The sequence below is a fragment of the Paenibacillus sp. YIM B09110 genome (genome assembly GCF_037167145.1).
Taxonomy (GTDB): domain Bacteria; phylum Bacillota; class Bacilli; order Paenibacillales; family Paenibacillaceae; genus Pristimantibacillus.
The window spans coordinates 53,617-75,496 of record NZ_JBANSP010000017.1 but is presented as its reverse complement, the minus strand read 5'-3'; the positions used below and the strand labels follow the sequence as shown (position 1 = coordinate 75,496).

15 protein-coding genes are annotated in these 21,880 nt (G+C 48.5%); 2 read left to right on the top strand and 13 right to left on the bottom strand.

Annotation, left to right across the window (positions count from 1 at the left end; all coding sequences use genetic code 11):
* Positions 1-26: 26 nt before the first annotated feature.
* Together V8F51_RS22040 and V8F51_RS22035 are read right to left on the bottom strand one after the other, a co-directional pair.
* Entirely contained in the window at positions 27-1,913 is a 1,887-nt protein-coding gene (locus V8F51_RS22040) for a sialate O-acetylesterase (RefSeq protein WP_337102665.1), read from the bottom strand.
* A gap of 20 nt (positions 1,914-1,933) precedes the next feature.
* A complete protein-coding gene (locus V8F51_RS22035) occupies positions 1,934-3,457 on the bottom strand; it encodes a carboxylesterase/lipase family protein (protein WP_337102664.1) in 1,524 nt (507 codons plus the stop codon).
* A 267-nt stretch (positions 3,458-3,724) separates the two neighbouring features.
* On the opposite strand from V8F51_RS22035, the gene V8F51_RS22030 reads away from it, so the two are divergent.
* On the top strand, positions 3,725-4,882 hold the full coding sequence (locus V8F51_RS22030; RefSeq protein WP_442956472.1) for a glycosyl hydrolase family 8: 1,158 nt from the start codon (positions 3,725-3,727) through the stop codon (positions 4,880-4,882).
* Positions 4,883-4,972: 90 nt separating this feature from the next.
* On the opposite strand, the gene V8F51_RS22025 is transcribed toward V8F51_RS22030, so the two are convergent.
* The 4 genes from V8F51_RS22025 to V8F51_RS22010 form a co-directional block, all read right to left on the bottom strand.
* The gene (locus V8F51_RS22025; protein WP_337102662.1) at positions 4,973-6,604 is read right to left on the bottom strand and encodes a response regulator transcription factor; all 1,632 of its coding nucleotides are present in this window, start codon (positions 6,602-6,604) and stop codon (positions 4,973-4,975) included.
* Positions 6,579-8,348 carry a sensor histidine kinase gene (locus V8F51_RS22020; RefSeq protein ID WP_442956471.1) on the bottom strand — a complete coding sequence of 590 codons (1,770 nt, stop codon included), beginning with the start codon at positions 8,346-8,348 and terminating at the stop codon, positions 6,579-6,581. The genes V8F51_RS22025 and V8F51_RS22020 overlap by 26 nt, the downstream gene beginning before the upstream one ends.
* Before the next feature lie 71 nt (positions 8,349-8,419).
* Positions 8,420-10,066: an extracellular solute-binding protein gene (locus V8F51_RS22015; RefSeq protein WP_337102715.1), complete on the bottom strand. Its 1,647-nt coding sequence runs from the start codon at positions 10,064-10,066 to the stop codon at positions 8,420-8,422.
* A gap of 252 nt (positions 10,067-10,318) precedes the next feature.
* Positions 10,319-11,125, bottom strand: coding sequence for an alpha/beta hydrolase (locus V8F51_RS22010; RefSeq protein ID WP_337102661.1), 807 nt, complete (start codon positions 11,123-11,125; stop codon positions 10,319-10,321).
* A gap of 142 nt (positions 11,126-11,267) precedes the next feature.
* Between V8F51_RS22010 and V8F51_RS22005 the strand changes: the two genes are divergently transcribed.
* On the top strand, positions 11,268-12,068 hold the full coding sequence (locus V8F51_RS22005; RefSeq protein WP_337102660.1) for an AraC family transcriptional regulator: 801 nt from the start codon (positions 11,268-11,270) through the stop codon (positions 12,066-12,068).
* Positions 12,069-12,289: 221 nt separating this feature from the next.
* On the opposite strand, the gene V8F51_RS22000 is transcribed toward V8F51_RS22005, so the two are convergent.
* The 7 genes from V8F51_RS22000 to V8F51_RS21970 all read right to left on the bottom strand — a co-directional run bounded on the left by V8F51_RS22000 (position 12,290) and on the right by V8F51_RS21970 (position 21,663).
* Entirely contained in the window at positions 12,290-13,456 is a 1,167-nt protein-coding gene (locus V8F51_RS22000; protein ID WP_337102659.1) for a glycoside hydrolase family 27 protein, read from the bottom strand.
* Positions 13,457-13,589: 133 nt separating this feature from the next.
* Positions 13,590-15,212 carry a response regulator gene (locus tag V8F51_RS21995; protein WP_337102658.1) on the bottom strand — a complete coding sequence of 541 codons (1,623 nt, stop codon included), beginning with the start codon at positions 15,210-15,212 and terminating at the stop codon, positions 13,590-13,592.
* Between the two features lie 11 nt (positions 15,213-15,223).
* A complete protein-coding gene (locus V8F51_RS21990; RefSeq protein WP_337102657.1) occupies positions 15,224-16,957 on the bottom strand; it encodes a sensor histidine kinase in 1,734 nt (577 codons plus the stop codon).
* Between the two features lie 83 nt (positions 16,958-17,040).
* Positions 17,041-18,633, bottom strand: coding sequence for an ABC transporter substrate-binding protein (locus tag V8F51_RS21985; RefSeq protein WP_337102656.1), 1,593 nt, complete (start codon positions 18,631-18,633; stop codon positions 17,041-17,043).
* Positions 18,634-18,699: 66 nt separating this feature from the next.
* On the bottom strand, positions 18,700-19,614 hold the full coding sequence (locus V8F51_RS21980; protein ID WP_337102655.1) for a carbohydrate ABC transporter permease: 915 nt from the start codon (positions 19,612-19,614) through the stop codon (positions 18,700-18,702).
* Between the two features lie 14 nt (positions 19,615-19,628).
* Positions 19,629-20,537: an ABC transporter permease gene (locus tag V8F51_RS21975; RefSeq protein WP_337102654.1), complete on the bottom strand. Its 909-nt coding sequence runs from the start codon at positions 20,535-20,537 to the stop codon at positions 19,629-19,631.
* Positions 20,538-20,871: 334 nt separating this feature from the next.
* On the bottom strand, positions 20,872-21,663 hold the full coding sequence (locus V8F51_RS21970; RefSeq protein WP_337102653.1) for an alpha/beta hydrolase: 792 nt from the start codon (positions 21,661-21,663) through the stop codon (positions 20,872-20,874).
* Positions 21,664-21,880 lie beyond the last annotated feature (217 nt).

Sequence of the window (21,880 nt, the reverse complement as noted above, 5' to 3'; positions counted from 1 at the left end):
GTCCCCTGCAATTAAGGCAGCAACGGTTAATCCGTAGCAAAAGGCGATGCAGGCAAGCCTTCCCGACTATACAGGTTGGCACCTACCGGATTGTCAGCCCATGCATATCTCACCCTGGCGGGATCGGGAACTTGATTATGCCACACTACAACATGATCTTCTTCAATTCTGGCGTTTGCCCAGACGAACCGTTGATTGGCTCCGGCAATGGCGAAATGATTAAGCTTGCCACCGTCTCTAGCGACTAATCCACCGCCTGCATCGCTGAAGTGCAGAACGATTCGATCTCCCTTTTTCTCCGCGAATTGATACATGGGGCCGGAAGTCGCTGCCTCCTCATCCCCGTAGGCTACTTTCCGAGCTGCGAGGGCTAACCGGTATCCGACATCCATCTTGTTGACCGGGTGAATATCGTTCCATTCGCCAATATCGATAGTCACAGCCATTCCTGTCATCGGTAAGGCAAGCGTCTTCCGCTGTGCCTCTCTAAGCACTGCCCATTGGCTTTCTACAGGTCTATCCGAAGGCTCAGCAAAGTTGGGTAACTGTACATAGAGGAAGGGGAAGGCACCCAAGCCCCATTTGCCTCTCCAATCGCCAATAAGCGCCTGGAACAGGCTTTCGTATGCTTCGGGTTTATTCAAGTTGGACTCCCCTTGATACCAGATAACGCCTTTGATCGCATAAGGGGCAATCGGCGCAATCATACCATTGTACAAGCCCGCTGGACGCCACTGGACAAAGGAAGGCTCGGGCATCGGACCGCTCTTGACCCCGATCATATGCTGCCATTCTCCGCTTATATCAAGGCTCCGGTCTCCGATGTGAAGACAATAGGGCTTATCTTTGTAAAATCCTCCTTTACCGGAGAAATTGACGACTCTAACGACAAGCGTATTTTTGCCTTCCCGCAGCAGACCTTCCGGAATATTGTACTTTCTCGAAATGTACTGGTTCGGCAGCGTTCCTATCTGTGTACCGTTGAGGTAAACGGTGTCCTCGTCCACCACATTGCCGAGCTCAAGCGTCGCCGGATAGCCAAGCCAGGAAGAAGGAACCTCGATTTCTTTCCGAAACCAGACGACGCCGTTGAAGGATCCCAAGCCGCTATCTTCCCAATAGGAAGGAACCGAAATGGCAAGCCAAGCGGAAGCGTCGAAACCCGGTTCATAACACTTTGTTCCGTTAGCAGGCATACCCGCGTCATTTTGATTGATATAGGTGTACCATTGCTCTCGGTTGATTTGATCCTTTTGCGCCAATGCATCCAGATACTCCTTATTCTTTAACCTCTGCAATTCTTCCATGTATTCCGCAAAAGGCGCAAGGGAGTGCTCGCTCATAAAGGCTTGAACGGGAGCCCCGCCCAAACTGGCATTGATCAGACCGATCGGTACGCGATCCTTCTCATACAGCTTAGCCGCAAAGAAATAGCCTGCGGCTGTGAAGTTCAAGACGCTTGCGGGATCGGCGGCCTCCCAGTCCCCGGATTCGAAGTCGGTATGCGGCCGTTCGAAATCAAAGCTGACCGGAACCAGAAACTGCCGAATGGCATCGTTATCCGCTTGAGCTATTTCCTCAGGAAACGATTGCCGAAGGGATAACATTTTCATCTCCATATTGGATTGGCCAGAGCATAACCAAACGTCACCTAGCAAAATATTATGAAGCGTGATGCATTCGCCCCCGGTCTCGATTAGCATCTCAAAGGGCCCGCCCGCTTCATCTGTCCGAAGACTGACCATCCATTGTCCATTCTTGTCGGCGGTGCCGCTGCAGACATGATTTTTGAATCGGACGGTGACGGCTTCTTCCGCAGGCGCGTATCCCCATATTTTCACATTCGTGTTTCGTTGCAACACCATTCCGTCACTGAACATGCGGGGCAAACGGAACTTCATCTGATTTTGCATAAACGATGTCTCCTCAAACCTTAAGAGTTGTGTTTGAAATACTGCTGCACAAGAAATCTCATGACCTCATTCGGTTGTTCCCTGGAAAACTCGGCCCGATCGGCAAACAACATCCCATACGGCGCTTCTGACGAATAGGGCTCCCATCGAGGCAGCTCCTCTCCTGTACAATCTTGTCCATTCGGATCTCCGGAACGGATGAAGTTGACCCAATAATTGCACATCTGGCGGGCCACATCGTAATGTTTGCCGACAAACGGTCTCCAGCATTTAGCAAGCGTCTCGAAGAAAAACCAAAGATCCACCGAGTGGAAGGTGCCGGGATTATCCCAGCCCGGTATTTCCGCGTCGAAATTATAATAGTACAAAGGGATATGAGCACCTGAGTCCGTATTAGCCTGTCCGGCAATGCGAATCGCATATTCGATGCCGCTTACCGATGCCTTGTTCACAATCTCCTCCAAATGGGCTGAACTGAAATCGACAAGCGCCAGAAACATTTCGGCATCGTCACCGAACACGTCTTCTGCCATTTTCTTAAAGTCGTCAAGCGTCCCGGCATTCGGAACGCTGAAAAACTCGGAGGACGTATGACCGAGCATGACCGGAACCATCCATCGCTTATTACGAAGGAAGCGTTCAAACGGGTTACCTTCATTAAAGACCTGATCCGCGACGGTGCCCCAAAACCCTTGGTACTCCACAGCCTTGTCGCGGATATATATCGCATCCAGTTGCCGGGCTTCTGCAAGCGTAGAGACGCCAAGATACTCAAAAAACTTCAAACCGTCCTGTTCGGCTTCCGCCAAATCGCTCCGAAGACTAGGCATGAGGGTTCCCGGGTAGAGCTTCGTAAAGATTCCGCTTTGAATAATCGCCCTCTGAAAGAGTCCTTCGTTCTGAGGCGAAGTGAGCTGGCTCATGACGCTTCCGCCTCCGGCCGACTGTCCGCCGATCGTAATATTGTCCGGATCTCCGCCAAAAGCCTCAATATTACGCTTGACCCATCTCGTGGCCGCTTGTTGATCGAGGTTTCCGAAATTGGCAGGCGCTTCCGGTGCTTCCGACGTAATTTCGGGATGACATAAAAATCCGAATACATTCAAACGATAGTTGATTGTAACTACCACGATGCCCCGCCTAGCTATCCGTTCTCCGTCGAACTCCATTTCTGCCGTATGGCCAACCTGTAGTCCTCCGCCAAAATACCATACATATACAGGCAGCTTTTCATCGGTACGATTGGCCGGTGTCCAGACATTCAGATAGAGACAGTCCTCATTCATGGCGATGTCTGGCTCCACTGCCCATTCTCTGGTATAGATGTTTTTTTCATCAATCTCTTGCTTCACCTGCATCGAGATCGGCGCGAATTCGAATGCTTTGAGCACGCCGTTCCAGTCTTTCGCGGGCTGCGGGGAACGCCACCGATTTTCCCTTACGGGCGGCGCGGCGAACGGTATCCCCTTGAAGCTCGTAATTCGAGGGTCGGCCGCCGGCAATCCCTGAACGATTCCGTTCTCGACTTTCACTATTCTAAGCATGCTTAACAACTCCTATCATATAACAGATCAATTGCCCCATTTTATCGGAAGCGTTTCCATTGTTAGATTTGCCAAAACACTGTCTTGGAACAAAATAGTATAATACGAGCCCTTATCAGACAATGACGTATGCGACTATTTCATTGATGTATCCTAATATGGAACGATTTCGGTTTATGCTCCTCCAGAAACGCTATAGTTTTTTAAGAAAACGCTTTAATTCCTTAACCAACGGCCATGTTATGATGGGTTTTTAATACGATAATAATGGAGGTTACGATCGTGTCAAATACAACTAAAGGGGCTTTCCATACAGCCGATTACAGGAATTTGTTCAAAGAGCTCGGATATTCCGAACAGGAAATACACGCCAGACTGGAGCAGGCTTGGGACGAATTATTTTATGGCCGTGCCGATTTGCGAATCTATTATCCTATGGGTGACGATAAAGGTTATCTCCTCGATACAGGCAATTCTGACGTTCGATCCGAAGGTATGTCGTACGGCATGATGATGGCCGTGCAAATGAACAAGAAGGAAGAATTCGACCGTCTCTGGAACTATGCGAAGACGTTCATGCAGCATGCGGAAGGCCGCTACAAGCACTATTTCGCTTGGCACTGCAAGCCTGACGGTACCCGCATCTCCCAGGGACCGGCTCCGGACGGTGAAGAATTTTTCGCGATGGCTTTGATCTTCGCTTCGAATCGCTGGGGTGACGGACCGGAGCCGTTCGACTATTCCGAGCAAGCGAAGACGATACTTCGAGCGTGCATACATCAGGGAGAGAACGGCGAAGGCGATCCGATGTGGGATCCCGCTACCAAGCTCATTAAGTTCATACCGGAATCGCCGTTCAGCGACCCTTCCTATCATTTGCCCCATTTCTACGACTTGTTCGCGCTACATGCGGACGAGCAGGATAGACGCTTCTGGAGGGAAGCCGCCGAGGCAAGCCGCGTTTATCTGCGAACAGCCTGCCATCCGGTAACCGGACTATCGCCCGAGTACGCGAACTACGACGGGACGCCTGCCGTACCGCAGCCTCACGGCGACTACCGGCATTTTTTCAGCGATGCCTACCGCGTAGCGGCGAACATCGGACTTGATTATGAATGGTTCCGCAAGGACCCGTGGCAAGTCGAACAATCGAATCGTATTCAAGCGTTTTTCCGCGAAATCGACGTATCCGACTATCGCCGTTACACCATTGACGGGAAAGCATTCAAAGAATCTTCGCTGCATCCGATCGGGCTTCTGGCGACGAATGCAATGGCATCGCTTGCCGCGGACGGACCGGATGCCGCTCATTTTGTTCACTTGTTCTGGAACACGCCATTGCGTACCGGCGAACGGCGTTATTACGACAATTGCCTGTACTTCTTCAGCCTTCTGGCATTAAGCGGAAACTACCGTATCTATTAACCGACTGCTCGATATAAAATACAGAAGCGGCGATCAACTCCCTTGCTAACATAAGGGGGCGATCGCCGCTTTCTTATTCTTTGGTCTCTATTAGCTGATAGTCAGAGAATCACGATACTCCTGTGGCGTCATTCCCGTTACCTTCTTGAAGAACCGCGTGAACGAATGGGCCGCTTCATACCCGACTGACACGGCGACCTCCCTGACCTTTAGATCGTTGTCGCGCAATAGCTCCTTCGCCTTTCTGGCCCGGCAAGTATCGATATATTCGGATAGATTAATGCCTCGTTCCTGCTTGAAGAAACGCGATAGATAGGAAGGATTGAAGTAATGAATTTCCGCCAGTCGCACCAGGGATAAATCATCGCTTAAGTGCTCGTCGATATACTGGGAGATCCGGTCGATCACTTGCGATGTTCTATCCCGATCGTCGCTCTGCTTGTAGCGGAAGATCGCATCCGCCGTTTGCTTCAAATAAACAAATCCATCCTTCATGGAGGCATGGCAATCAAGCCGCATCAGCTTTGAGTGGTCGTCGAGGCGATTTTGCAGACCCAGACGGTTCAAGCAAGAATACAGCATCAGGGCAACGGAATAGTACGCTTCAATCGATCGCTGCGCATGCTCGTTATATTGCAACGCTGCCATCGCCAACTGATCCCAATCCGCATAAAATTCATCCGCCCGGCCCGCTTCCAAATGCGCTGCCATAATCTCCGCTTTGCGACCCGGCACGAACGTTTCCTTGCCGCCGAAGCCGTTCATATTCTCGTCTCGATCCCGCAATATCATGGAAATGCCGTCGCCGATCTTCAACTGCTGCAGCTGGCGCAGTCTTTCATATTGGTGGGTGACCGTTATCCAATCGCAGCTTGCGCCGCTTATAGTCAACGTAATCTCTAATCCGAGCGACGTCAGGCAAGCTTCCTGGATCAGCTCGAGCACACCTTCCATATAGCGGATAAAGTCACCACCATGGATTCCGCTTGACTCTTTGGACGGCTGAATAAACCACATCAAGTCTCCATGCCTATCGACGATTCCGATGCTATCGGCGTGGTCCTTCAGATAGGAATCCCATAACGTTCTTGCTGATACGAGGAGCTTGCTTCTCTCCGTATACGTCATCCCGGGAGGGTAAGACAGACGAGCAAGCACCAGCATAACCGGATTCATCGGATCTAAGCCAATATTCAAATGGCCGAATTCCTCGATGACTCTCGCTTGCTCTGCGCAAAGAGCGTCGCTTTCTTGCAGCAGTTGCCTCATATAATCCCCTTGCGCCATGAATTCGTAAGCGTACTTTTGCTCGCGCGACTGCTCCAGCAGCGTGCTCTCGAGATTGCTGCGCTGAATGTCGAGCAATGCGCCTCGTACGGCCTCCGTCACTTTCGCATAACCTTCCGTCTTCAGTAAATAACGGACATCAGGCATCTGGAAAGCTCTATACGCATAGTCAAATTCGCTATGACCGGTAAGAAAAATAACTTTGCACCTCGGCCAATACGTCAGTATTTCTTCCGACAATTCCAGACCGTTCTTGCCCGGCATCGCGATATCGGTCATGACGATATCGATGCGCGTACGCGCCATCCAAGCGAGCGCTTCCTTAGCCGAATAAGCTTTGCAAACATCCAATTGGTCCGGCATGAGATTGCTTAACACTTCGTAGAGGCCGTCTGTAATAATTTCCTCGTCATCGACGATCAGCAGTCGGTGCATCTCCATCCGCCTCCTTTGGATTGATCCGTATTTCGACTCGCAAGCCGTTCAACTTGCTTTTGGACAAAAATAAACCGCTGCCTTCTCCGTAAGTCAACATAATGCGGCGATGAATATTAATGATGCCCGTCATTTCATGCGCTTCGCCGTTGTTCGTCATTTGGTCGTTCAACGCTTGGATCGTTGCATCGTCAATCTGACTTCCGTTGTCCTCGACAACGATCAGCCAATCCGACTGATGCCTCTCGAACGAAACGCGAAGAAAACCTTCCTCCGACATTTTCTCGAGGCTATGCTCGTATGCATTCTCGATAATCGGTTGAACAATAAGCCTTGGTACGCGAATTTGCTCCATTTCCTTCGGAAGTTCGTCGAATTGCACGCTGATACGCCTAGAGAACCGAAGCTTCTGAATTTCCGTATACATCCTGGCATGCTTGATTTCTTCGGATAAGTACACATTGTCTTCGCCGTTGCGCGTAATGAACCTGAAATATTCGCCGAGCATATTGGTGAACAGCTCGATACGATCCGTATCGCCCGTCTTGGCTAGTGAATTAAGTATGAAAAAGCTGTTATATAGGAAATGCGGGTTAATCTGAGACTGAAGTTGCTTGAGCTCGGCCTTCTGCATCATGAGCTTCTGCTTGAAATCCTGGTCAATCAGCAGTTGCAGTTTGTTCAGCATCTGATTGAATCGATCGTACAAATAACCGAATTCATCTTTGTTCTCGTGTTCGATCTGGATATCAAGCGTCCCGCCTTCCATTCTACGGAAGCTCTGAACAAGCAGCAGCAGCGGCCGATGAACGAGACGGTAAGTCGAGAGAGAATAGACAACGATCGCAAGAATCGAGGTTGCCGTGAACAGCCAAGCCCAGTTATTGAACTTGTTCAGTGGCCTCTTCACCGTCTCCTCCGGCAAATAGGTCACTACCGCAAGGCCCAATTCAGATGATTCCGCTTTGTCGATATGGTAGGATCGTCCATCTGCTTTCAATAGCAAGGAACTTTCCTCCGAAAGTCGCTGCGCTTTCAAATATTCGTTCAAAATATGAGGTGATTTATCGCTGCCGAGCAGGGTGAAATTCGCCTCTTCAGCGATAAGAAAAGAGCCGCTTTCGGGATAAACGCTCAATTGGTTCAGCGATTCCTTCAGCTTCGCCGTATCAAGCTCGATCTGAACGATGAAGAGCGGCTCTTCTCCCTTCTTCCCGCCGTACTTGGAGGCGCTGAGATGAAGCGAATCGCCCTGCCTAATCAAACGTTTGGCTCCGCTTCGTTCCGACAAAGCCCGAATTTGGTCATACCTTCCTTGTTCCAGATCGTGAACGGCATTGCCGAACGATAACGTTTTGCCAATCGAGGGGATATGAACGTATATATCCTTCATATACGCGCTGCTGTTCCTAATGGAAGTTAGCCGATGAACCAAATAGTCCATGCTCTCCTTCTTTTCGACGCTGTCCATCATCTCCCACGTTACCGCGACCTTCGTAAGCTCTCCCTCCTGCAGCATATCGAACTGCTGGACCTCCAGCCATTCAACCTCACGGTTCATGTCATCGAGATAAGAGGACAACTGCGCCAAGGTGTTCCTTGAAATGTCCTGGCTCGCGTTGGTATAGCTCCAATTATACAAATAAACGCCTAATATAATAATGGGCAGAATGACAACGAGATGCATGATGACAAGCCTAAGAAACAAGGCGTGGCGCATGGAATTGACAGGTATCTTGAGCAATCTTATACAACTCCTCGCAAGCTGCTTTGTCCGCGGAGCGAATAGGTGAGGAGGCGATCGAAGCCTCGCGCTTACTGCGTCTTTCGGCCCTTCTCCGCGTACCATTCGTTAACCTCGTTCGTCATCTCCGTCCCGCCTAACCGATGCCACTCCTCGACGAAAAGGTCGAATTCTTCGATCGGCCGTCCGAGAATAATGTTCATGAACGTTTTGTTTTTCAACTCGTCCAAGATCGATTGCTTCTCGATGATCGCTTCCGTCGGAACGCCTACGAAGCTCTCGAACAACAGTTGATTGTTTTTTTCATATTGTCTGAATATCGAGAACGCTCCCTGCGGACCATAGGTACGTTCCCAGCCCCATCCGGTTATATCGTTTCTCGTCCGATAAACATCGATGTTTTTCTGAATCGCTTTGGCTTCATCATGGAGAACGGTCTCGTCTTCCGTCGCCCGGAACTCCTCTAATTGCAGAAACGCCTCGTAATTTTTGAGCAAAGGAGCCGGAGTAACGGGCGAGAGCTGCCACGCCGGGTATGGGGTGCTATAGTACGTTTCATATTCCGCCGTAACACCCCAATTTTTCTCCAGATGCAAATTAATCATCTTCACGATCGCTTCGGGATGCTGGACGCCTTTCTTGACAGCCAAAAATTGATTAGTCGCAAATCGGAGCGGTACCTTGGCAGGCTCGCCCGTAGCCGACACGATCGGGTACGGCTGCCAGTCCGCAGCTGAGTCTTTCTCATAACTTGATTGCACGGTGAAGGAGCCCCATTGCTCCCCGTACATGATGCCTATCTTCCCTTCCGCGATCAGCGCCTTTTCTTTGCGGCCGTCCTTCAAGCCGAATTCCGGATCGATCTGACCGCTATGGTACATGCCTTGAAGCACGGTTAGCGCTTGCTTCACTTGAGGCTGTACGGCTCCATTCACGAGCTTGCCGGTATCGTCCTCGAGCCAAATATTCGGATATGCGCCGTAACCGGCCATAAAGTCCAACGCACCCATGACGGGATCCCATAAATATTGCGTCAGCGCCAGCCCGTACGTATCGTCCTTGCCGTTGCCGTCAGGATCGTTCTCTGTAAACGCTTTCGATATCGCGAGCAGGTCGTTCATCGTCTTCGGAGGCTTAAGCTTAAGCCGATCCAACCAGTCGGTTCGTATCCACAAAAATTGGGCAGCCTCAATCGATGCCGCTGTTTCCGGAATAGCCATCAGCTTTCCGTCAATCGTTGCCGCTTCGAACGGTCCGGTTCCTTCCTGACTTAGCACGTCCTTGGTGAACGGCGCCGCATACTGTTCATACACGTCGGTCAAATCCTGAATTAAACCTTCGTTCGCGAGCTGCCGCAGCTGCTGCGCATTCACTCTTACGATATTGGGAATATTGCCCGATGCCAATGCCGCCCCTAACTTCTGATGATAGAGATCGTCTTTGGCCGTCCATTCGTATTTTACCCGAATGCCCAGCACATCCTCGTAAAGCCGGCTCCAACGATTATCCTCGAGAGTCTCTCCCGGAAAATTGCTGATCAAGTCGCTGAAATCTTCATTTACATTCCGAACGATCGAAATCTCGATTGGAGGATTGTATTTGGTTAAACCCGGATCCGAATAGATCGCTTCTTCCGTGCCTCTATTATCCGGCTCCTCAGTTGGGCGCTGATGCTCGCATGCCGCAATCGTCTGCACAAACATCAATACGGCAAGCATGATTGCAGCCTTGTTCCCTATTCGCTTCGGCACGATGACAACCCCATTTCCCGGCAACGAAATATTTATGCATAATTATTATTCTCCTGATTAGTAACAAAAAAATCAAGGTACAATTATTGATAATGTTATCTAATATTTACTTCGAGTTAAGATAAAAAACACGCCGAGTATTGGCGTGTTTTCATATCGACCAGTCCGTAAGAGAGGCTGGCCACGGTGAATGGCCCTCGTCACTCTGATCGTACTCCATTATTTAGGGCTTCGGTCTCCCAACGCCCATTTCAGCGCTTCTCCAATCCGATCGTTCCAAAAATCCCAGGTATGAGCGCCCGCGGTTTCCTTATAAGTATGTTCGATCCCTTCGTCCTTCAAATATTGATGGAATCGTTGATTGACATCGAGCAGAAAATCTTCCGTGCCGCAAGCCATATAAATATGCGGCATGTTCCCATTCCCTTGCTTCAACCGACGGACTAGCTCCTCGGGATCCTTATCGCTTCCAAGCAGGGAGCTAAGGTCCCCGAATACGCTTCTGTAATATCCGTAACCTGCGATTCCGTTATGATAACCTGGCTGAATGTTCGCGATAGTGTACGGTATAAGTGCCGATGACAAGGCGATGATCCCGCCGAAGCGATCCGCGTAATGGAGTCCATTGCGAATAGCCCCATATCCGCCCATAGAAAAACCGCCTATGAATGTGTCGGAGCGTTCTTGCGAGATAGGAAATGTTCGCCTCGTAAATTCCACAAGCTCCCGTCCGACATATTCGCCAAACCTCATTTCACTTTCTTCGTCGTCCAAATAAAACCGATTTTCTCCGGCAGGCATAAAAACAGCAATGCGATGGCGGTCCGATAGCTCCCGAATGCGCGAAAAGCTGATCCAATCCGTATGGCTGCCGCAATAGCCGTGAAGCAGATACAGCCCCTTAAGTGGCACATTGGCCGCGTCTTCTCGCCTTGGGGAAACAGGTTGATCGAGCGGCAGCAGGGCATTAAAAGTTACCTCCCTCTTCAAGCATTCCGAAAAAAAGCTGATTTGCATCGTGGCCATGTAATCATCTCTCCATTTTTATCGTTTTCGACTATGAACAACTATGCTTTGACGGGTTTTTGGTGTGGCGGGTTTGGACTAAGATGAGTTAATCTATCTAAAGCTCCTTATATCAAAATAAAAAAGGATAGAGGTACAGCCTATGAAACCAACTTCATTCTATCATTCAACTATCCGTAATCATTTGATTTGCACCTGCAGCGGTTATAAGCCCCCCAATCTGCATGAGTGGGGACCTGGTGTACGCGATATATATGCTTTGCATTACATTGTAAGCGGTAAAGGGATTTTGGAGACGAGAGATACCTCTTTTCTAATAAAGACGGGTGAAAGTTTTATCATTTTTCCGCACACGGAAGTCTATTATTATCCGGATAAACACGACCCGTGGGAGTATGTTTGGACCGAGTTCAAAGGTGATGAAGCGCAACGACTAGTCGCTTTGGCTGGACTTGAGCCAGAAAAACCAGTAGTCTCTGAATCTCCCGACAATCTGGAGCCTTATTTTCATATCATCGGAAATACCCATGCGAAGCCATTCGATAAAATACGTTCTGATGCCAAGCTTCGTCTGCTGCTGTCTTACTACATGGAATATTACCCAAAAGAAGCGAGCATTCGTCAGAACGACTATGTAGAAACAGCGAAACAATATATTGAGAATAACTATTGGAAAACGACAATTACGGTCACGGATATTGTGAATGTCGTAAACATTGAGAGAAGCTACCTGTTCCGGCTGTTCAAAGATGCTACCGGCATGTCCGTATCCAACTATCTCACAGCCTGTAGAATCCAGCGCGCTTGCGAACTATTGAAGTACTCCAACTTGTCTATTAAATCTATCGCCTGCTCCGTAGGCTATAGCGATCCGCTGTATTTCTCGAAAGTGTTCAAAAAAGCAACGTCATTTACACCTTCGGAATACATGACGTTGCTTTAGGCTTCTTGCACAAATATCTAACGAAACAGGATGCAATTCCCTGAATCTCTATAATAATTAATCAATTTGACGATAGGCTCGCGACCACATTTCAGCTTTTGGCCCAGGCAATCGATGCATAAATAATCCTGTGCCGTTCTAGAGACAAGCTTCAAGTAGATGGCCACATCGTCCGCCATTAGAGGGATCTGGCATGTTCTGCACATTCTGTTGTTGAGCATTTACTTTACCAGCTTTGCGCGTACAACTAAACAATCATGCGCCGGCACCACAGGAGCGTATCGTTCTTTGTATACACCTAGTTCCTTATGCTCCCAACAGTCATACAGAGACAACGAATATCCGGCGGCATAGGGGAGTCCGATATCCCAGAACTGCAGCGATAATTCTCTCTGACTGTCGCTCAGGTTATAAAAGCCAATGGCCAGATCGCCGTCAGACAGCACTTTCACCAGCATAAAGACATCGTTCGTATGAAACCATTGCGGCTCCGGTTTAATGCGGTAAGCACCGCGGCCTTCTCTATCTTGATTGATTGCGATTAGATCATGGTTCATCAAGATATCCTTTGTTGCGGGAGTTGCCTTTCGGATGTCGCAGCCGATCATAAGCGGAGACCCCAGCATACTCCATAACGAAAAATGCGTTTTGTACTCCGTGTCGCTGCAGCCCCCAATCTTGCTGCCAATAAAATCGTTATTGCTGCCGCCATACATACCGACAACCAGCATATCCATATCGTTGTGACAATAGGAGCCCGTATAGCATTGTTTATCCAACTGCGATAACGTCAGGTTTTTGATCGAATCCCAATGATCCTGGATATCTCCGGTGGACCGATACATATGGGCGCCCGATTCGCGGATCCACTGGTATACGTTATCTTCCCCCCAATTGCAAGCGGAGAATAAGATGTCCCTCCCGCAGTTTCTCAGAGCGATACTCATTCGCTTATACAGCAGCTCTCCCGAAATATGGCGCGGCTTGAAGCAGTAATCGTATTTTAAATAATCAACGCCCCATTCCGCAAATAACTGGGCATCCTGAAATTCATGTTCAAAACTGCCTGGATATCCTGCGCAGGTGTGAGTGCCAACACATGAATACATGCCGAACTTTAGACCTTTGTCATGAATATAGTTTGCAAGAGCCTTCATTCCACTAGGAAATTTGACAGGATCGACGATCAGGTTACCGTTCTCATCCCGCTCCTTCAAGCTCCAACAGTCATCAATTACAATATACTCGTAGCCGGCATCCTTGTATCCCTCCGTAACAAAGATGTCCGCTACATCCCGAATCAACTGCTCATTAATGTCCCAAGTGAATGTGTTCCATGAATTCCACCCTAAGGCGGGCGTCAACCCAAGTTGCTTATGATTGTCCATTATGAATATTCATCCTTTCGCTAGACCAGATAGCAAGACGTTTCCTATTCAAATTAAAACATAAGCATCATTTTCCAGCCTATAGCTTTACGTTGCTTTATTATGGAGAATTGTTGTTTTGTCTAACATTCGCTTAATCTCGTTTTTTTCGTGCTCGATATTGCTGCGGCGTTACCCCCACAACTCGTTTGAACAAGTTGGAGAAGCTTCCCAAGCTGGTATAACCGACATGCTCCGCAATGTCCGTAATCTTGTATTCGGTATCTTCGAGCAATCGTTTGGCCTCTTGAATTCGTTCCTGAATAATGGCGTCAGACAACGATAATCCGGTCTCTTTCTTGAACAGTCTGGATAAATACGCCGGGTTTAAATAGACATGAGCGGCCAGCTCCTCCCGGGTAATCTCCTCATTCAAGTGGGAGAGGATGTACTGTCTGATCTTGGTTACGACGGCAGAAGAGACATTGTTGCTTGCCATAAGAAGACGTACAGTTGCGGTTAGGCAGTTTCGTATCCAGCTTTGCAGGGCTTCGAAATGTTTCGGATAACTTTCCTTGTCAGTCAAGCTCTTTAATTCAGCCGACTTGTTAATCGATAATCCTTTTTTGGCCAAAATGGTATGAGTGATAAAGAGAATACCGTGAATGAACTGATGATGCGACTCCTTTGTCCAAGTATTGGCTTCGTTGCTCCAGAACCATTGCTTGACGCGGCGATCCAGCTCCTTTAGCTCGCCCAGTTCCAAGATCGTAGCCCACTCTGCAAACAAACCAAGCGGAGCCGCTGCCGGCGATTGATCCATGATTTTTTCGTCAGGTGAATAAACAGGCTTGAACACTTGCCGGGAGCGATTTAAGTTATGCTGCTCTCTATCCTTCACATAGTTGTATGCACTGACGATTTCCGGCAAAATGACCGTCGGGCTGATGTAGATGGACAGAGAGCAATGCAGGAGCCGTTCGCACTCGTTCAGGAACCCCCGACAATTGCGGTCAAGCATGTTGCCAACGGAAGCCCCTTCCCCCTTCTCGTATACGATTGCTAGATTAAGACCAACATGATCCTGGAAAACAACACCTTCTAGCCCTCTCATTAACAGTTCTCCCGCCAAATTGCGCAGCGCGTACTCCATAATGGCCTCATCCCGCGCGCTCAGGTTGTCTTTCCATTGCTCCAGACCTAACAGAACCAGAATATAACGATCACCGGGCTTGATAGCCAAGCCGCAAGCTTGCGCGGATCTTTGCAACGACTCCGGGAGAAGAGATGCACGCTGGCTTAAGATGTCCTGCCAGAAGCGTTCCACCAATATAGGAAGCTGTTGCTCCCATTTTCTTCTATAGTCCTGCATGAGGACTTCGAATTGTTGTTGTTCTTTCTGCCTTCCAACCTCAGCGATAGCATCGCCCGCAACTTTCTTCAATTGCTCATAATCGACGGGCTTCAGCAAATAATGGTAAGCCCCGTGATGGATGGCTCGCTGGGCATACTCGAAATCCGCATGACATGTGAGCATAATGGTCAAAGTGTTCGGCGAATGCTGCTCCACCCAAGCTAGCAAGTCCAACCCGCTGCTCCCCGGCATCTCGATATCGCAAATAAGCAAATCGACAGCAGTGCTCTTCAGACACTTCAATGCTTGTTCTACGTTCTCCGCCAGACTGATGTGCGTAACGCCCAATTCGCTCCAGTTCACGCCTTGCTGCAAACCGAGCAAGGCAAAATATTGGTCGTCAACAATTAGTATTCTGTACATTTAAGAGATCACTACCTCCTCTGCATAGGCAATTCGATATGCACAACTCCGCCGCCCCGGGGATCGTTGGCAAAGGCGATATTCGCACGTTGATCATAAAACATAATCAGGCGCCTGCGAACATTCCATATCCCGAGCTGACGGTCTGTCGGCTCTTTTTCATATAATCCAAGATTAAGCATAACGAGCTGTTCTTCGGAGAATCCCGCTCCAGAGTCGCGAATTTGAATGACCATGCATGAATCCCTGTCTTCACCAGCGACTTCGCTTACAGTAATGTCGATGCTAAAAGGTGCTGTGTTATTCATAAATCCATGCTTGATGGCGTTCTCGACGAACGGTTGTACAAGCAATGGCGGAATAAGTGCATTCTCCAGATCCTTCGTTACCCTTTCCTGAAAGCTTAACTTGTTCGGGTACATGACCATCTGGATTTCCATGTAGTTGCGGATATGGTTTAATTCGCTTGCAAGCGTTATCCACGCGTCATTGGTGCTCATGATAAACCTGAAATAAGAGACCAGGTGACCGATCATTTTCTTAATCAATGAATATTTCTGCAGTTCAACAAGATGAAAGACGATATTTAAGGAATTCATGAAAAAATGCGGATTGATCTGAGCCTGGAGGTGCTTAAGTTCGGCTTGCTGCACTTTCATATTCTCTTCATATACGTCGATCTTCAGATTGCCTATTTGTTCGGCCATCCGGTTGAATTGCTGCGTAATCAGTTGAAACTCCTTAGAGTTCTCCTCTTTTAATCGGTAATCAAGTTGTCCCTTGCCAAGTATGCGCATCCCGCTTGCCAGCTGCTGAATAGGTTTGAAAACAAGTTTGCTTAGTAGAAAGAATAGTATAACCATGATCGCGACAACCGCGACAGGAATCGCTTTAATTACGCGTTGGAATAACGGCAGCTCGTCCAATAGCGATTCTTCGTCAAGTAATATGAAAACATTGAGATCCGAGAAAAGTGACGGTTGGCCCACGAACAAATAGTTACTGCCGTCACTCATGCGAATGGAGGTGCTGCTGCGATTCGACTGATCGCTCAGATGACTGCGGATGCGGCTAAGGTCTTCGCTTACAAATTGCCCCCACAACAGATTGCCGTCTTTGGATATTATTCCGATCTTCTCGTCGTTCTCTACAGACTCCAGCCGAATTAACGGCTGCGCCAAGGAGTCAATGCTCACAAGTACTCCTATAAGCAGCCTTCCGCTCTTATCCGGCAGCGCCTTGAACAAGACCGGCTCTCCGCCAACGTTAACGATTTCCCACTTTAAGGATGTCGGGAGCTTAAACGTCTTCAGCCGGGATGACAATCCGGAACGGATAGCATCCCTCTCCGCGTAATACTCCTTCTGACTGCTGAGGAATAGCTCGTCACGATCCAGATGATACACGAACACACTGCGAATAATAGAGTAGTAACTGACATCGCTATACCACTGATCCATTAATTTCCTTATAGATAAATAGTAACTAACGCTATCCGGGTCGCTTTCCGAATAGAGTTCCAGCAGCATGCTCTCGTTTGCCGTGCGAAGCAAATAAGTACTGGTCTGCTCCAGCAGCTCGTCTAAAGCTCCCAAGTGAAGGGTCAACGTATCCGATGCTGATTTTGCGACTTTCTCGCGAACGATATTCGTGGAATAAATATTGGTATAGTAAAGGAAGAGAAACAAAGGCGCCACTAAAAGCAGGACGAGAGCGCTTACTTTAAATCGCAACGACAGTCTCACAGTTTCTCTCCTTTTTCATGCATGTATGTACAGGCTAGTCGGCACGAAAGGGGAAAGACCGATTCGGTCCTTCCCCCTGCCGCTTATGATTGCTTCGCTTTCCATTCGTCGTACTGCTTCTGAACCTCGGCGCGGATCTTCTCGATACCGTTAGCCTTTAGCTTTTCGTTATACTCCGTCAGTACCTTATCGGCATCCAAGCTCCCCGTTTCCAGAAGCGGACGATATTCCTTAATGATATTGCTGACGACGGACACCTCTGTTTTGACAGAATCCGTATTGAAGTTGAACCCGAACGACTTGACCTTGTGCGCCTTCTCGTTGTAGGCCTTGAACTTCTCCCATTTGTCCGCGTTCTCGCCTTCCCATAAATAAGTGAGCGTCTGATTGCCGAACATCCATTCAATTCCAGGTGCCCACCCCGTATCCGTACGGGTAGCGATCCCGTCCGGCAGCTTAATGAAATTATCCTTGCCATCCACCTTGACATATTGGCGTCCTTCCACGCCGAAGTCGATCAGATTGACGAGATGTTTGTCGGTATGCAGAAGGTTCAGCAGCATCATCGTCCGCACCGGATCAACGGAGGTGCGCCCGATTGCCATCATGGAGTTGCTGACGCTTGCCGTACTGATTTCGGGATCGTTCCCTTTAAGCTTGACGAGCTCGATACCCGTAGCACTGGAATCCTCCTTGTCGGAATCCGGTTTGTCGGAACCGAACTTCATCCATGTTTTGCCCGCTTTCAATGCGTCTTCGGCGCTCGTTTTGGTCGTCGCGGCATCCTGGTTGATGAATCCCTTCTTGAACCAGTCGCTGTAGAGCCTCATCCGGTAAATAGCCGCATCGGACTCCATGGAGCTGACGATCATCTTATCTGTCTTCGTATCCAACACGATACCCGCAGGAGCGCCGGCTACCAGCTCGTAACGGAAGTTTTCCTCCATGCTCGGCCTTGTTTTATCGAAGTAGCTAAGCGTATCGGAGCCGCTGCCCGAGAGCCAGATCGGAGCCAGGCCAGGCTCCTTGTCCTTGATGGTTTGCAGCCATGGCTCCAAGTCTTCCAGCGTGTTAATGGAGTTGACATCAAAGCCGTATTTATCGATAAGATCTTTCCTGAACATGATGGTGTGGCTTTCGCCGATTTCTTTGTTGGTTGGTATCGCATAAATCTTGCCGTCTACTTTGCCTCCGTCGAGGAAACGAGGATCCAGCGAATCCGTAATTCCTTGACCGTATTCGGCTAACAAATCATCGAGCGGCAGGAATGCGCCTTTCGCAACGTTGTTGGCAAAGTCGGCCCAGTTAGGAGCGAAGGTCAAGTCTACTTGCTCTCCGGATTGGTAGGCAAGCGCCATCTTTTCCGACCAGGACGACCAAGGTAGTCCTTGGAAGTCGATCTCGGCGTTGATTTTCTCTTTCAAATATTTGTTGATTTCCGCTACAACCGCCTTGGAATCGTTTTGCGGGAAATTGCCTACCGTATACACAATGAGTTTACGGTACGTAGAGATGTCGGGATTGCCGGATCCGATATCCCCGGATGACACGTCGGTTGACGCCGGCTTCTCGCTAGGCGAACCGGATGAGCCCGAGTTGCCGCTGCAGCCAGACATAACCAGCATGGTCGCGGTTATCCAACCAAGCGCCATTCCCCACCTTTTTGTTGTCTTCATTTCTAAAAAAACCTCCCCTATTCATGTTCATATATTCTAACCGGCCGTTAGCCAGGGCTAGACGATCTAACCTTTGATTGCTCCGATTGTGAGCCCCTTGGTAAAGTACTTCTGAAAGAACGGATAGACGAACAGGATAGGCCCTATGGAGACGACAACCATAGCCATTCGAAGACTTTCCGTCGGAACCGATTGCTGCACCAGCAGAGCAACTCCGCTCCCCGCCAATTGATTTTTGAAAAACTCCGCTTGGCGAATCATTTGAATCATTACATACTGCAAGGAGTATTTATCGGTATCATTAATGAATAACAAGGAATTAAACCAATCGTTCCAATACGTCAGCGTAGTGAACAAGCCTATAGTTGCAAGCACCGGCAGCGAAATGGGAAGTACGAGCTGGAAAAAAATCCGCCACTCCGAAGCGCCGTCGAGCTTGCCTGATTCAATCATTTCTTCCGGTACGGTCTGCTGAAAAAATGTGCGGGTAATGAAAATATAAAACGCGTTCGAAAGGCCTGGGAGAATGAGTGCGACATACGTATCCTTCAAATCCAAATAGTTGACATACAACAGATAGAAAGGAACTAGCCCTCCGGAGAACAACATCGTAATCAAGAGATAAATATTAAACGTCTTCTTGAACGGAAAATCCTTGCGAAAGATGGGATACGCGTATAAGGCAATCAATAATACCGCTAGTAATGTACCGATAAACGTAACGGACAGGCTAACCCCATAAGCTTTGGCAAGAGTCGCCGAATTAGTGAATAAATATTGATAGGCAGAGCCGTCGATTTGATCAGGCCAGAACTTGTAGCCCTTTAATGTTAGCGATTTTTCATTTGAAAACGAGATGGCGACGATCAGCACGATAGGCATGATACATGCAAGACTGAAAGCGATGAAAATAATATGAAGCAATATCGCGGCTAGCTTGGACACTTTCTGATACGCTTTAACGCTCGTTCCTTTGTTCATTTCGATTCTCCATTCTAGAAAAGTGCGGTATCGCGATTAAGCTTGCGAGCCAGACTGTTGGCTCCGATGACTAGGAAGAACCCGACTATCGATTGGTAAAAGTTCGCAGCGGAGGACATTCCCAAATCATTGAGCTGGATCAGGCCTCTGTAAACATACGTGTCGATGACATCCGTCGTGGAGCGCAACGCACCGGAGTCGAGCGTAACATGATAGAACAATCCGAAATCAGATCGGAATATGCCTCCCAGATTCAGAATCGTCAGGATAACCATCACGGGAGTCAATAGCGGAATCGTTATGCGGGTGATCTGCTGCCATTTGTTGGCGCCGTCCATAACCGCAGCTTCATACAATTCCTCGCTAATTCCGGTTATTGCCGCCAAATAGATGACACTTCCAATACCGACGGAGTGCCACATTTTCGTGATCCACAAAATATATGGCCATGCTTCAGGGTTCATATAAGCATTAATTGAAGAATAACCAAATAATGGAAACACGTATTTGACCAAGAAACCGTATTCCGGGTGCAGAAAGGCATACACGATATAACTCACAACGACCATGGATAAGAAGTTCGGCATGATCATCACCGTCTGATAAAAGCGAGAAGCGAGTCTCGCACGAACTTCATTTACGCCAATGGCTACAGCAACCGAGAGAATCAGTCCGGATATAATGAAAACAACATTGTAGGAAACCGTATTGACCGTTACTCGCCAAGCATCGGAAGTGGCGAAGAGAAATCGGAAATTGTCGATCCCCACCCACGGACTTCCAATAATGCCATCGATGTAGTTGATGTTCTTGAAGGCAATGAAAACGCCAAACATCGGGATATAACAATTAATGAAAAAAACGATGCTTGTCGGCAGAAGCATAAGCAGCAGTACGCGATATTTAACAATGTTTCGCAGCAAACGGACAATCCTCCTTGGTCGCTGTGATTGGGTAGGATTGGTTAATGAATTTGTAGTTGATGGAACCGCAGCCATAGCACTTAACCTCACTCAATTAATTAGGATGGCTTCATTATAGGGGACGATGATTCGCCTTCTCTCTATTGCAGGTGACCTGATTTATTCAATAGTGACTTTCACTGGTTGAAAATGCTTCGTTTTCAATCAATGGCTAAGAGGACTTGAAATCAAATACAGTCCCGCTAATATTCGCATATTAGAGGGACTGCTGTTCGCATTGTTGAGATCGTCCTCGTTGCCGAACGATGCTTCGAATCTTGATTGCTTCGGATAATTATCTAAAAATAAGCTGAGAAAAATGGTATAGATCGTTTTTCCATACCGGCCAATCATGGTCTCCGCTCTCCTCGTACCAAATGTGCGGCACATTATTCCGTTCCAAATAGGCATGAGTCCTGTCGCTGACATGCTTAAGATTGTCTAGGACCCCGCATGACAGCCAAAGCAGACTGAGCTTAGCCGACGCTTCTTCCGGATTCGGGACAAGCAGCTCGGGCTCCTTCGTGTTAGGAGCGGAAGAAAAACCGCCAATCCAGGCGAACCGATCCAGATTGGCTAAACCGATATTGAGCGATTGCCCTCCTCCCATCGATAAACCGGCCAGAGCACGCTTCTCTCTTCCTATCTGAACCGAGTAGTTGGACTCTATATAAGGGATGAGATCTTGCAGCAAATCGGATTCAAAGTCTTCGAACGCCTTTAGCTTGTCGGAGTCGAATAGATCTCCCACCGCCCTGTCGTTCGCCATGGCACGACCGTTGGGCAAGACCACGATCATGGGCGCAAGCTTGCGGTCAGCATACAAATTATCAAGAATCACCTGCGGACCCGCATGTTTGTACCATTCCTCCTCGTCGCCGCCAATACCGTGCAATAAATAAAGAACGTTATAGCTAAAATCTTCGGAGTAACCGGGTGGGAGGTAAATCATCGCTTTGCGCTTGCAGCCTACCGTCGTCGAGAAATATTCAATCGATTCTATTTTGCCTCGGGCAATGTCTTCCCTGTTCTGGTCAAACCCTAGCGGAGCGGCATTTCTAATCGAATCATGGTCAATCGAACTCATCGTGTTTCGTTCCCCTTCCTAATGACACTTGATTAACTGTCGAAAAGTATAAACTCTCCACACCGAGCAAACAACCTGTCAATGGATACTTCTCAACCGTACGCCAAAGATAGAGTTAGAAGGGGCATAATACCATAATTAGACAGGTTGTTGACCTTAACTCCCGGATAGTACACTCGTTTTTGCAAGCGCATACAATTCACACTCTTATCCTCCC

Excerpts from the sequence above, each read along its gene's own strand:
- V8F51_RS22025 (WP_337102662.1), bottom strand. The coding sequence starts at position 6,604 with ATGCACCGACTGCTGATCGTCGATGACGAGGAAATTATTACAGACGGC.
- V8F51_RS21995 (WP_337102658.1), bottom strand. The coding sequence starts at position 15,212 with ATGTACAGAATACTAATTGTTGACGACCAATATTTTGCCTTGCTCGGT.
- V8F51_RS22005 (WP_337102660.1), top strand. The coding sequence starts at position 11,268 with ATGAAACCAACTTCATTCTATCATTCAACTATCCGTAATCATTTGATT.
- V8F51_RS21980 (WP_337102655.1), bottom strand. The coding sequence starts at position 19,614 with ATGAACAAAGGAACGAGCGTTAAAGCGTATCAGAAAGTGTCCAAGCTA.
- V8F51_RS21985 (WP_337102656.1), bottom strand. The coding sequence starts at position 18,633 with ATGAAGACAACAAAAAGGTGGGGAATGGCGCTTGGTTGGATAACCGCG.
- V8F51_RS22040 (WP_337102665.1), bottom strand. The coding sequence starts at position 1,913 with ATGCAAAATCAGATGAAGTTCCGTTTGCCCCGCATGTTCAGTGACGGA.
- V8F51_RS21970 (WP_337102653.1), bottom strand. The coding sequence starts at position 21,663 with ATGAGTTCGATTGACCATGATTCGATTAGAAATGCCGCTCCGCTAGGG.
- V8F51_RS22015 (WP_337102715.1), bottom strand. The coding sequence starts at position 10,066 with ATGCTTGCCGTATTGATGTTTGTGCAGACGATTGCGGCATGCGAGCAT.
- V8F51_RS22000 (WP_337102659.1), bottom strand. The coding sequence starts at position 13,456 with ATGGACAATCATAAGCAACTTGGGTTGACGCCCGCCTTAGGGTGGAAT.
- V8F51_RS22035 (WP_337102664.1), bottom strand. The coding sequence starts at position 3,457 with ATGCTTAGAATAGTGAAAGTCGAGAACGGAATCGTTCAGGGATTGCCG.
- V8F51_RS22010 (WP_337102661.1), bottom strand. The coding sequence starts at position 11,125 with ATGGCCACGATGCAAATCAGCTTTTTTTCGGAATGCTTGAAGAGGGAG.
- V8F51_RS22030 (WP_442956472.1), top strand. The coding sequence starts at position 3,725 with ATGGAGGTTACGATCGTGTCAAATACAACTAAAGGGGCTTTCCATACA.